Origin of the sequence: Agromyces sp. CCNWLW203 (genome assembly GCF_036576125.1) — a bacterium.
Taxonomy (GTDB): Bacteria; Actinomycetota; Actinomycetes; order Actinomycetales; family Microbacteriaceae; genus Agromyces.
This window is the reverse complement of record NZ_JAZHYX010000009.1, coordinates 56,796-69,081: the sequence shown is the minus strand read 5'-3', so window position 1 is coordinate 69,081 and position 12,286 is coordinate 56,796. Positions and strand designations below refer to the sequence as shown.

At 70.6% G+C, this 12,286-nt stretch carries 9 protein-coding genes; 3 read left to right on the top strand and 6 right to left on the bottom strand.

All coding sequences use genetic code 11. The features are described from left to right. Positions 1-37 precede the first annotated feature (37 nt). From eno to VPH61_RS18055, 5 genes are all read right to left on the bottom strand, one after another. On the bottom strand, positions 38-1,318 hold the full coding sequence (gene eno / locus VPH61_RS18075; RefSeq protein ID WP_332064908.1) for a phosphopyruvate hydratase: 1,281 nt from the start codon (positions 1,316-1,318) through the stop codon (positions 38-40). A 101-nt stretch (positions 1,319-1,419) separates the two neighbouring features. Then, the gene (gene hisS, locus VPH61_RS18070) at positions 1,420-2,688 is read right to left on the bottom strand and encodes a histidine--tRNA ligase (protein ID WP_332064907.1); all 1,269 of its coding nucleotides are present in this window, start codon (positions 2,686-2,688) and stop codon (positions 1,420-1,422) included. A gap of 68 nt (positions 2,689-2,756) precedes the next feature. Further along, positions 2,757-3,197, bottom strand: coding sequence for a DUF6841 family protein (locus tag VPH61_RS18065; RefSeq protein WP_332064906.1), 441 nt, complete (start codon positions 3,195-3,197; stop codon positions 2,757-2,759). A gap of 80 nt (positions 3,198-3,277) precedes the next feature. Then, positions 3,278-3,931: a MazG family protein gene (locus tag VPH61_RS18060; RefSeq protein WP_332064905.1), complete on the bottom strand. Its 654-nt coding sequence runs from the start codon at positions 3,929-3,931 to the stop codon at positions 3,278-3,280. Positions 3,932-3,946: 15 nt separating this feature from the next. Further along, positions 3,947-4,591 carry a LysE family transporter gene (locus VPH61_RS18055; protein WP_332064904.1) on the bottom strand — a complete coding sequence of 215 codons (645 nt, stop codon included), beginning with the start codon at positions 4,589-4,591 and terminating at the stop codon, positions 3,947-3,949. Positions 4,592-4,758: 167 nt separating this feature from the next. On the opposite strand from VPH61_RS18055, the gene VPH61_RS18050 reads away from it, so the two are divergent. The 3 genes from VPH61_RS18050 to VPH61_RS18040 all read left to right on the top strand — a co-directional run bounded on the left by VPH61_RS18050 (position 4,759) and on the right by VPH61_RS18040 (position 8,537). Beyond that, positions 4,759-5,958, top strand: coding sequence for a Na+/H+ antiporter NhaA (locus tag VPH61_RS18050; RefSeq protein ID WP_332064903.1), 1,200 nt, complete (start codon positions 4,759-4,761; stop codon positions 5,956-5,958). A 301-nt stretch (positions 5,959-6,259) separates the two neighbouring features. Then, positions 6,260-8,095 carry a sialidase family protein gene (locus VPH61_RS18045; protein ID WP_332064902.1) on the top strand — a complete coding sequence of 612 codons (1,836 nt, stop codon included), beginning with the start codon at positions 6,260-6,262 and terminating at the stop codon, positions 8,093-8,095. A 145-nt stretch (positions 8,096-8,240) separates the two neighbouring features. Beyond that, positions 8,241-8,537 (top strand): hypothetical protein, encoded by a 297-nt coding sequence (locus tag VPH61_RS18040; protein WP_332064901.1) that lies wholly within the window; start codon positions 8,241-8,243, stop codon positions 8,535-8,537. Here VPH61_RS18040 and mfd read toward each other — a convergent pair. Beyond that, the gene (gene mfd / locus VPH61_RS18035) at positions 8,534-12,265 is read right to left on the bottom strand and encodes a transcription-repair coupling factor (protein WP_332064900.1); all 3,732 of its coding nucleotides are present in this window, start codon (positions 12,263-12,265) and stop codon (positions 8,534-8,536) included. The genes VPH61_RS18040 and mfd overlap by 4 nt on opposite strands. Between the last annotated feature and the right edge of the window lie 21 nt (positions 12,266-12,286).

The following is a 12,286-nucleotide window of genomic DNA, read 5'->3' as shown; positions in this document are numbered from 1 at the left end:
GGCGGCCACTCGGCCGCCCCCGTCACGCGTGTGCTTTTTAGGCCGTGTAGCGGGGGAACGCCGTGCGGCCGGCGTACACCGCGGCCTCACCGAGTTCCTCTTCGATCCTCAGAAGCTGATTGTACTTGGCGACCCGCTCGCTCCGGGCGGGCGCGCCCGTCTTGATCTGACCGCAGTCGGTCGCGACCGCGAGGTCGGCGATCGTCGTGTCTTCGGTCTCGCCCGAACGGTGCGACATGACGGCCGTGTAGCCCGAGCGCTGCGCGAGCGTGACGGCGTCGAGCGTCTCGGTCAGGGTGCCGATCTGGTTCACCTTGACGAGGATCGAGTTGCCGGTGTGTTGGGCGATGCCCTGGGCGAGGCGCTTCGGGTTGGTGACGAAGAGGTCGTCGCCGACGAGCTGCAGCTTCGAGCCGAGCTCGGCGGTGAGCTGCGCCCAGCCGTCCCAGTCGGACTCGTCGAGCGGGTCCTCGATCGACACGAGCGGGTACGCGGCGGCGAGCTCGGCGTAGTACGCGCTCATCTCGGCCGACGTGCGGTCCTTGCCCTCGAACTTGTAGACGCCGTTCTCGTGGAACTCGCTCGCCGCGACATCCAGGCCGAGGGCGATGTCGGTGCCGAGCGTGAAGCCCGCCTTCTGCACGGCCTCGGAGATGAAGTCGAGCGCGTCGCGGTTCGACGCGAAGTCGGGGGCGAATCCGCCCTCGTCGCCGAGACCCGTCGAGAGGCCCTTGGCCTTCAGCAGGCTCTTGAGCGCGTGGTAGGTCTCGACGCCCCAGCGGAGGCCCTCGGAGTAGCTCGGCGCGCCGATCGGCAGCACCATGAACTCCTGGATGTCGACGCCGGTGTCGGCGTGCGCGCCGCCGTTGATGATGTTCATCATCGGCACGGGCAGCACGTGGGCGTTGGGGCCGCCGAGGTAGCGGAAGAGGGGCAGGTCGGCCGAGTCGGCGGCGGCCTTCGCGACCGCGAGGCTCACGCCGAGGATGGCGTTGGCGCCGAGGCGGCTCTTGTTGTCGGTGCCGTCGGCTTCGATGAGGGCGGCGTCGACGAGGCGCTGGTCGGCGGCGTCGAGGTCTTCGATGGCGGGGCCGAGGTCGTCGAGCACGGCGTCGACGGCCTTCTGCACACCCTTGCCGAGGTAGCGGTCCTTGTCGCCGTCGCGCAGCTCGTACGCCTCGAAGGCGCCGGTCGATGCGCCCGAGGGCACTGCGGCACGGGCGAGCGAGCCGTCGTCGAGCAGCACCTCGACCTCGACGGTCGGGTTGCCGCGCGAGTCGAGAATCTCGCGTGCGCCTACAGCTTCGATGATTGCCACAGTGAACTCCTCTGTGATGGGTGGGTATGCAGCGGATGACCCCGTCGTGATCCGCCAGCCAGTCTAGAGGTCGAGGATGCCTCGTGCTTTCCGGTGCGGTCCTACTCGCCGAGCTCGCGGAACGCGAGCGACGCGGCATCCGTCGTCTCGGCGCCGACCTGCGCGAAGGCGTCGAATCCGTCGGCGGTCACGCGGTCGAGCAGGGCGCGCAGGTTCTTGACCCGGCGTTCGAGGCGCACGCGGGCTCCGGATGCCACGAGTTCGCGCTTCAGCTCGAGCAGGCGTGCCGGCGAGGCATCCGCGTCATAGACGAGCACGACGGCGCGCGGGCGTTCCTCGTCGCGCACGGCGAGCAGGTCGACGATGCGCTCGAAGCCGATCGAGAAGCCGCACGCGGGCACCTCTTGGCCGAGGAAGCGCCCGATCATGCCGTCGTAGCGGCCTCCGCCGCCGAGCGAGTAGCCGTGGTCGGGGTGGGCGATCTCGAAGATCGTGCCCGTGTAGTAGCCCATGCCGCGCACGAGCGTCGGGTCGAACTCGATCGCTGCGCCGGGCAGCGCCTCGCGGAGGGCGAGGAGGTCGGCGTAGGCGTCGCCGTCGAGCCACGAGGGCGGCGGAACGACGCCGTCAGCCAGGTGCCAGTCGGCGGTGGTCAGCGCCTCGAGTTCCGCCGCGACATCCGCATCGCCCGTGACGATGCCGAGCTCGACGAGTTCGGCGGCCACGCCCCCGGTGCCGATCTTGTCGAGCTTGTCGATCGTGATGAGCGCTCGCTCGCGCAGTTCGTCGGGCACGCCCCACGAGCCGAGGATGCCGGCGAGGATGCGCCGGTCGTTCAGCCGGATCGTGCACCCCGAAAGGCCGAGCGCCTCGAGCGTCGCGACGGTGGCGGTGAGCAGTTCGAGCTCGGCGAGCGGCCCTGCCTCGCCGATGATGTCGATGTCGCACTGCACGAACTGGCGGTAGCGGCCCTTCTGCGGGCGCTCGGCACGCCATACCGGCGCGATCTGGATCGAGCGGAACACGGGCGGCAGCGCCGCCCGGTGCGTCGCGTAGAACCGGGCGAGCGGCACCGTGAGGTCGTAGCGCAGCCCCAGATCGGCGAGCGAGAGTGCGTCGCCGGATGCCGCGGCGCGCGCGAGATCGTCGGCGCTGAGCGCGCGCTTCATGACGGCGAAGGCGAGCTTCTCGTTGTCGCCGCCGAGCCCCGCGTGCAGGCGCGAGGAGTCCTCCATGACGGGCGTCTCGATCTCGTCGAAGCCGTGCACCGCGTACACCCCGCGGATCACGCCGAGGGCGTGCTCGCGACGGGCCTTCTCGGCCGGGAGGAAGTCGCGCATGCCGCGCGGAGGAGTGACGGAGGCAGCCATGTCGACCATTCTTCCAGCACGCGGGCGCCGGGTACTGCGCACGGCCGTCGCGCGCCGACCCGGCCCTCTCAGCCCGCGTCGAGGTCGACGCCCCTCGCCGCCGCAGCCCGGCGCAGCGCGTCGGCCTCGTCGATGCCGACGGCGACGTAGACGTGCAACCCGTCGGCGTCGTCTCGCACGAGGTACTCGACGTCGCTCGTCACGATGAGCTGGTCGTCGGCATCGAGGTAGCTCCAGCGCACGCGAACCGTCGAGATGACATCGGTGAGCGAGCTCACGGCCCGGAGCTCCGGCACGATGCCCGCGAAGCCGAGCCGGCGGTAGAGCGGGTAGGACGACGAGAGGCCCGTTGCCATGTCGGCACGGCTCTCGAGCGCGCCCGCGAAGTCGTCGGTGATGACCATGCCCGGCAGCCCCCAGAGGCGCGCGGTCGCATCGGCGTCGAAATCGCGCTGCGCCTCGGCGTAGACGTCGAAGAACTCCTCGAGCCGCCAGTCCTCGATGCCCATGCGTCCCCCTCCGACGAGCCGTCTCCTCGCGTCCGACGCTACGCCCGCGCGGAGGCTTCCGCGAGACCCGATCCGGCGCGTCAGCCGGCGCGCGACTCCTCGGCGCTGCGCACCTCGTCCTCGAGGGCGCGCACGGCCGCGCGCAGCGCCCGCTCGGCATCGAGGCCCTGCGAGCGAGCGGATGCCACGAGCCCGAGCAAATGCCGGCCCAGCTCCTCTTCCGTTGCGGGTGCGACGTGCACCGAGGCATCCGTCACGCCGACCTTCTCGGCCTTGCCGAGCACCTTCTGCGCGAGTGCGAGCGCCGGCATGCCCCGCGGGATGCCGTCGAGCACGCTCGTGCGGTGCGGCTTCTCGTCGGCCTTCAGCTCATCCCAGAAGGCCACGACGTCGGCGGCCGTCTCGGCCTCGCGATCACCGAAGACATGCGGATGCCGCGACACCATCTTCGCCGTCATGTGCCGGGCGACGTCGTCGATGTCGAAGCGCTCGCCGTCGGTGTTCGCGGCGAGGTCGGCGTGGAAGAGCACCTGGTAGAGCACGTCGCCGAGCTCCTCGATCATCTCCTCACGGCTGCCCGACTCGATCGCATCGATGAGCTCCCAGCTCTCCTCGACGAGGTACTGCACGAGGCTCTCGTGCGTCTGATCCGCGTCCCACGGGCAGCCGCCCGGAGCACGGAGCAGGGCCACGGTGTCGATGAGTTCGTTCAGTCCGGAGTGCGCTGCGCCCATACCGGCAGCCTAGGCTCAGTGCACGACGGCGAGCAGCACGCCCACGGCGATGAACAGCGCGCCGAAGACGCCGTTCATGATGCGCTGGCCGCGCACCGAACGGGTGAAGCGCCGCATGCCGTGCGCCGCCACCGCGAAGAAGCCCCACATCACGATCACGTCGACGACCACGACGGTCAGCCCCACGATCAGGTACTGCGGCAGGAGCGGCAGCTCGGGGCGGATGAACTGCGGCAGGAAGGCGAGGAAGAACACGATCGCCTTCGGGTTCAGGAGGTTCACCCAGAGGCCCCGGCGGAACATCGACCAGCGCGGCTCGGCGCCCGGGTTCGGCGCCCGCAGCGCGGCATCCGTCTCGCCCTCAGCCGGCGCCTGCGGCTTCGCGAGCAGTTGCCGGATGCCGAGGTACACGAGGTAGGCGGCGCCCGCATAGCGGATGACCTCGAAGGCGACGGGAGAGCCGGCGACGAGCACCCCGAGGCCGGCGGCGACGATCAGGATGTGCACGACGAGTGCGGCCTGCTGGCCGAGGATGCCCCAGATCGAACGCCGGAAGCCGACGTTCAGGGAGTTGCCCATCGTGTTGATCGCGCCCGCTCCTGGAGTGAAGCTGATGACGAAGCAGGCGGCGAGGAGCGTCGCCCAGAGCGAGAGTGGCACGGCACCAGCGTAGGCGCGGCGTCACGCCCCCGAACGCGCGTCACCCGTAGACTGGCCCGAGGAGTGCCGGGAAGTCTGGTCGGCCGGCGGGAGACCGTCGATACCGTGCCACCGACCTCGCACGCGCTTCTCACGCAGCTCGTGCACGCGACTTCCTGGAGTCCGATATGAACTTCCTCCGCTCCGAGCGCTGGGCCGCCGCCCTCCTGCTCATCGCCGCCGTGCTCGGCCTCCTGGTCGCGAACCTCTCGTTCGGGCCCGCGCTCATCGACCTGAAGAACGCCCACCTCGACCTGCCGTGGCTCGGCCTCGACCTGTCGGCCGGCCACTGGGTCAGCGACGGCCTGCTCGCCATCTTCTTCTTCATCGTCGCGGTCGAGCTGAAGCGCGAGCTCGTCATCGGCGAGCTCAACAGCCTGTCGAAGGCCCTGCTGCCGGCGATCGCCGCGGTCGGCGGCGTCGTCGTGCCCGCCCTCATCTTCTTCGCCTTCACGGCCGGCACCGAGACGGCAGACGGATGGCCCATCCCCACCGCGACCGACATCGCCTTCGCCCTCGGCGTGCTCGCCATGTTCGGCACGTGGATCCCGACCCGTGTGCGGGTGTTCCTCCTCGCGCTCGCGGTGCTCGACGACCTCATCGCGATCCTGATCATCGCCTTCTTCTTCACGGCCGACGCGAATCTCGCGTCGATCGGCTTCGCGGGCATCGCGATCGCCCTGTTCGGCGCGGTGAGCCGCATGATGAAGCCGCGCTCGAGCTGGATCCTCTCGCGCCGGCCGCAATGGCCGATCGTGCTCGTGCTGATCGCGCTCGGCGCGCTCGCCTGGTACTTCGTCTACCAGTCGGGCGTGCACGCGACGATCGCGGGCGTGGCACTCGGTCTCGTGATGGCGCGCCGCCCGGGCGGGCGCGCCGTGCACTCGCTCGAGCCGTGGTCGAACGGCGTGATCCTGCCGCTGTTCGCGTTCTCGGCGGCGATGGTCGCCGTGCCGCAGGTGCAGCCGAGCGAGCTCGACCCGGCCTTCTGGGGCATCCTGATCGGGCTGCCGGTGGGCAAGATCGTCGGCATCATGCTGGCCGGCGGACTCGGCGCCCTCGTCGCCCGGCGCCGATCGGGCACCCCGCTCACGCTCGGCGACCTCTTCGTCGTCGGCGCGCTCGGCGGCATCGGCTTCACCGTGTCGTTGCTCATGAACGAGCTCGCCTTCGCCGGGCTGCCCGAGGTCGCCGACGAGGGCACGCTCGCGGTGCTGCTCGGCTCTGGCGTCGCGATCGTCGTCTCGGCGATCGTCGTGACCCTGCGCTCGCGTCAGTACAAGCGGCGCGGCGGTCATGCCGGCGTCGGCGGGGCGTTCTCGCGCTGAGGCCGGGTGCCGCGGCGGCGGGGTAGGGCGGCCGGCACACTGCGTTGCTCGGCCGTCGCCGCGCACCTTCGTCGACCCCGGGGATAGCTCGCGTCCTGAGGCGAGACGACCCTTGACCGTCTCCGCGCGCAGCCGCTAGTGTCTGAAATCGGACGTGAGACATCAGACGTCCGCTCTCAGCTCGGCAATGCCGCCGGAATGTCCAGTCATCGAATCGTCGACCGCACCGCCGGCACCAATCGAGCCCGCACCGACCGGAAGGAACGGAATGACCGGACACCTGAGTAGAGCCACGCGGCCCATGATCACCTTGGCTGCCGCCATCGCGATCGTGGGCGGGGTGCTCGCACCTGCGACCGCCGCCTCCGCGGATCACTCGACGCCCGCACCGAACTACGACGTCGCCCCGGCGACCGGCGGCGCCGGCACCTACACCGAGCAGCAGCTCGCGACCAATGGGCAGGGCGGGTTCCCGAACTACCGCATCCCGGCGCTCACCGTCACGAACTCGGGCGACGTCCTCGCCTCCTACGACGGGCGCCCGACCGGGGCGGACTCCCCCGGGCCCAACTTCATCCTGCAGCGGCGCTCCACCGACGACGGCGCCACGTGGGCGCCGCAGGAGGTCGTCGCGGCCGGCAAGACGACCGCGCCGATCGAGGGCTACTCCGACCCGAGCTACATCGTCGACCGCGAGACCGGCACCGTCTTCAACTTCCACGTGAAGTCGTTCGACGCGGGCTTCGGCGGCTCCCAGCCCGGCGTCGACCCGACCGCGCGAAACGTCATCCAGGCCAACGTCGCATCCTCGACCGACGACGGTCGCACGTGGTCGCACCGCACCATCACCGCCGACATCACGCCCGATCTCGGGTGGCGCTCGCGCTTCGCCGCATCGGGTCAGGGCATCCAGTTGGCCTACGGCGAGCATGCGGGCCGCCTGCTGCAGCAGTACACGATCATCAACGCGGCGGGCCAGTTCCAGGCCGTCTCGGTGTACTCCGACGACCACGGCGCCACCTGGCATGCCGGCACGCCGGTCGGCACCGGCATGGACGAGAACAAGACCGTCGAACTCTCCGACGGCCGCATCATGCTGAACTCCCGCGACTCCGCCCGCTCGGGCTTCCGCAAGGTCGCGTACTCGACCGATGGCGGCGTCACGTACGGGCCGGTGACCATCGACACCGAACTGCCCGACCCGACCAACAACGCCGCGATCGTCCGCGCCTACCCCAATGCCCCGCAGGGGTCGGATGCCGCGAAGGTGCTGTTGTTCTCCAACGCCGCTTCCTCGTCGTCGCGGAGCAACGGCGTCGTCCGTATCAGCTACGACGACGGCGCCACCTGGCCGAAGGCCCGGGTCTTCCAGCCGGCCGGAATGGCCTACTCGACGCTCGCGACCCTGCCCGACGGCAAGGTCGGGCTGCTCTACGAGCCCAACGGCGGCAGCGGCGGCATCCGCTTCGCCAAGTTCGACCTCGACTGGCTGCTCTCGGCACCCACGAACGATGCCGGCGCCATCGAGGTCACCGGCGGCAACGTGACGAACCCGCAGACCGACGGCTATGCGGTCGGCGACGTGCTCAACTACACGTACCGGGTCGCCAACCTCTCGAGCGCGGTCACGACCGTCTCCCCGACCGGCAACCTCGAGCGCTTCGACCCGGCCGGCGGAGCGCCGAACTGCCGCTACCGCGACCTCCCGGCGAATGGGTCGTACACCTGCACCTCCGCCCAGCACACCATCACGCAGGCCGACCTCGATGCCGGCAGCTTCACGCCCGTCACGACCTGGACGTCGACGTCGGGCGCGAACGTGATCGTCGTGAAGCACACCGGCGAAACCGTCGCGTTCGCCGCGGCGCCCGCACCGGTCGAGGTGACCGCGAGCGGTCGCTGCCTGGGCGCCAGGGCCTACCTTGCCGTGCGTGCCGTGAATGCCGGTGACGAGTCGGTCGACCTCACCCTGCAGACGCCGTTCGGCGAACGCAGCTTCGCGGCGGTCGCGCCGGGTGCGTCGGCGTTCCACGTCTTCGCCGCTCGCGCAGCCGCATTCGAGGGCGGGGCAGCCAGCGCCGCCGTGCCCGATGCCGGTGTCGTGGAGGCCGAGTACGCGGCCTTGGCCTGCGGCTGACGCTCGGTACATCACCGCGCATGATGCGCTTCGGGGGGCGTCAGGCGCTCCGAAGCGCATCACGCGTCGCGGTGGTCACCGCGACAGCGTGGCGGGAACGGTGGCGGCGCGCGCTCGCGATCCGCGCCCATGCCAGACTCGAACGATGAGCGACAGCACGCCCGCCGCCCGATTCCTCCGCGCAGAGCTCCGCGAGACCCGCCGCCGCGGGCTCGGCAAGGCCTGGCACGCCGCACTGCTCATCGCGGGTGAGGCCACGGGTCTCGGCGGGCCGTCGATCGCCGATCTCGTCGTCGTGCGCGCCGAGACCGACGCGCCGGTGATCCGCACGCGGGCGGGTTCGCTCGACGAGGCCGATGCGCTGCTCCGTGCGATCAATGCCGACCTCGAGCGGATGTCGGTCGAGGAGTTCCTCGCCGAGTGGGGCCACCTGAAGGTCTAACCCGCGGCTCCGTCGACGACCGCGGAACCGGCGCCGTCCGAGGCATCCGTCGCCGGAGCCTCGGGAACCGGGAAGATCGCGATGATGAGCCGTGACACCCAGTCGATGAGGTCGGCGTCGCTCGGCAGCTCGCCGTTCGTCACGGGGAACGGCACGAGGATCACGTCGTTCTGGGCGAAGTGCTTGGCACCCGGGTACATGCGCTCGAGCCGCACGCGGCGCGAGTCGGGGATGTTCGCGGGCGCTATGCGCAGCTTCGAACCGGTCGCGATGACGTCGGAGAGCCCCGCCCGCTGCGCCTCGCGACGCAGGCGCGAGATCGCCACGAGGTGCTTGACCTGCTCGGGCGGTTCGCCGTACCGGTCGGCGAGCTCCTCGACGACCTGGTCGATCTGGCCGTCTTTCGCCGCCGGCCCGCTCGCGGCCGAGAGCTTCTGGTACGCCTCGAGTCGCAGGCGCTCGGAGTCGACGTAGTCGTCGGGGATGTGCGCGTCGACGGGCAGCTCGAGCCGCAGCTCGGTCTGGCCGGTCGCGACGTCGCCGCGGAACGCGGACACCGCCTCGCCGATCATGCGCAGGTACAGGTCGAAGCCGACGCCCGCGATGTGACCGGCCTGCTCGGCGCCGAGCAGGTTGCCCGCGCCGCGGATCTCGAGGTCTTTCAGCGCGACCTGCATGCCGCTGCCGAGCTCGTTGTTGGCGGCGATCGTCGAGAGCCGGTCGTGCGCGGTCTCGGAGAGCGGCTTGGCCGGGTCGTAGAGGAAGTAGCCGTAGGCCCGCTCGCGACCACGACCCACCCGACCGCGCAACTGGTGCAGCTGGCTGAGCCCGTACTTGTCGGCCCGGTCGATGATGATCGTGTTCGCGTTCGTGATGTCGAGGCCGGTCTCGATGATCGTCGTGGAGACGAGCACGTCGAACTTTCGCTCCCAGAAGTCGACGACGATCTGCTCGAGCACGTGCTCGTTGAGCTGCCCGTGGGCGACGGCGATGCGCGCCTCGGGCACGAGTTCGGCGAGCTGGGCCGCGACCCGGTTGATCGAGGACACCCGGTTGTGCACGAAGAAGACCTGCCCCTCGCGGAGCATCTCGCGCCGGATGGCGGCGGCCACCTGCTGGTCGGAATAGGGCCCCACGAAGGTGAGGATCGGGTGGCGGTCTTCGGGCGGCGTCGCGAGCGTCGACATCTCGCGGATGCCGGTGACCGCCATCTCGAGCGAACGCGGGATCGGCGTCGCACTCATCGCGAGGATGTCGACGTTGGTCTTCAGTTTCTTGAGCGCGTCCTTGTGCTCGACGCCGAATCGCTGCTCCTCGTCGATGATGACGAGGCCGACGTCTTTGAACTTCACCTTCTCGGTGAGGATGCGGTGCGTGCCGATGACCATGTCGACGGTGCCGTCGGCGAGCCCGGCGATCGTCTCACGCGCCTCCTTGTCGGTCTGGAACCGGCTGAGAGCCCGCACGTGCACCGGGAACCCGGCGTAGCGCTCGGTGAACGTCTCGAGGTGCTGCTTGACGAGGAGCGTCGTCGGCACGAGCATCGCGACCTGCTTGCCCTCCTGCATCGCCTTGAACGCGGCGCGCACGGCGACCTCGGTCTTGCCGAAGCCGACGTCGCCGGCGAGCAGGCGGTCCATCGGGATCGACCGCTCCATGTCGGCCTTGACCTCGTCGATCGTCTGCAGCTGGTCGGGCGTCTCGGTGAAGGGGAACGCCTCTTCGAGCTCGCGCTGCCACGGGGTGTCGGGCCCGAACGCGTGCCCCTTCGACGCCATGCGGGCCGAGTAGAGCTTCACAAGCGAGACGGCGATGTCGCGCACGGCCTTGCGGGCCTTGCCCTTGGCCTGCGCCCAGTCGCTGCCGCCCATCTTCGAGAGCGAGGGCGCCTCGCCGCCGACGTAGCGCGAGAGCAGGTCGAGCTGGTCGGTCGGCACGAAGAGCCGGTCGCCGGCATGACCGCGCTTGGAAGGCGCGTACTCGATGACGAGGTACTCGCGCACCGCCGTCGGTTGCTGCTGGATGCCCGCGGTGCGGCTCGGCCCGGTCGGCCGAGCCCCGGTCGCGACCTCGCGCTGCACCATCTCGATGAACTTGCCGATGCCGTGCGTCTGGTGCACGACGAAGTCGCCCGCCTTCAGTTGCAGCGGGTCGACGACGTTGCGGCGGCGGCTCGCGAGCTTCTTGCCCTGACGGGCATCGTAGCCCGCCGCTCGGCCGTAGAACTCGGACTCGGCGAGGAGGCCGAGCTTGATGCCCGGCACCTCGTAGCCGTGTGCGGCGTCGGCCTGCACGAGGTACGCGACGCCGGGTTCGAGTTCGTCGGGCACGTCGTCGACGAGCCGCGCCGCGAGGCCGGCTTCGGCGAGCACGTCGCGTGCGCGCTCGACGAGACCGTGACCGGCGGATGCCACGACGAGCGTCCACCCGTCGCGCAGGCGCTCGGCGGCGTGGTCGACGGCACCGGCGACGTTGCCCTGGAAGCTCGGCATCGCGTTCGCGGCGAGTCGCACGGTCGCCGACGAACTCGTCAGGTGCGACTCGGCCGATTCGCCGGCCGCTCCTCCGCCGGCCGCTGCGACGACCTCGGCGGCGTCGCCCATGTCGAAGCCCGAGAAGTTCCACCACACGCGCTGCGGGTCGGGTTGGCCCGGGGCGCTGAACAGCACGGCGTCGCGAAGCTCGCGCACCGTCAGGAAGTCACCGGCGGCCAGGTCGATCGGCGCAGCGGCGCCGACCGTCGCGGCGTTCCAGGCTGCCGCGAGGAACTCGCGGTTCGTCTCGCCGAGGTTCACCGCACGCCCCGCGACCCGCTCGGGCTCGAGCACCGCGACCGCAGCGCCCGTCGGCAGGTAGTGCGCGAGCGGCACGAGGCGTTCGAGCAGCGCGGGGGCGAGCGACTCCATGCCTTCGACCGGGATGCCCTCGGAGACCTTCTCGAGCAGGCCCGAGAGGCTCGGGAACTCGTGCACCATCTCGCGGGCCCGCTGGCGCACCGGCTCGGTGAGCAGCAGCTCGCGGCTCGGCGGGAGCGTCACCCGTTCGACCACGTCAGGCAGCGAGCGCTGGTCGGCGACCGAGAACGCGCGCAGCTCTTCGACCTCGTCGCCGAAGAACTCGACGCGCACCGGGTGGTCGGCCGTCGGCGGGAAGACGTCGAGGATGCCGCCGCGCACCGCGAACTCGCCGCGCCGCGCGACCATGTCGACTCGTGCATATGCGAGGTCGACGAGGCGCACGGCGAGTTCGGCGAGGTTGTAGCCGCGCCCGCTGGCGACGAGCTCGACCGGATCGAGCGACGCGAGGTTGTCGGCGAGCGGCTGCAGTGCGGCCCGCACCGAGGCGACGACGACGAGCGGATGCCGCGAGCCCTCTGCTGCCCAGTCGTGCATGCGCCGCAGGGCATGGAGCCGTCGGCCGACGGTCTCGGCCGAGGGGCTCAGTCGCTCGTGCGGCAGCGTCTCCCATGCGGGGAACTCGATGAGCTCGGCATCCGGCAGATAGGGCGCGAGCGACGCACGCAGCGACTCGCCCTCGCGGCTCGTGGCGGTGATGGCGAGGAGCGCGGGCGGCAGGCCGGCGTCGGCTCGACGCTGCAGGAGGCCGGCGAGGAGCGGCGCGTCGAGCCCTGCGGGGGCCGAGAAGTCTGCGTTCCGCTGGGCTTCGGCGAGCGCCGCATCGATGGTTTCGGCACGCGAAAGCGCCGTGAGAAAGCCCTGGAGGTTCACCCGTCGAGTCTACGCGGCGCA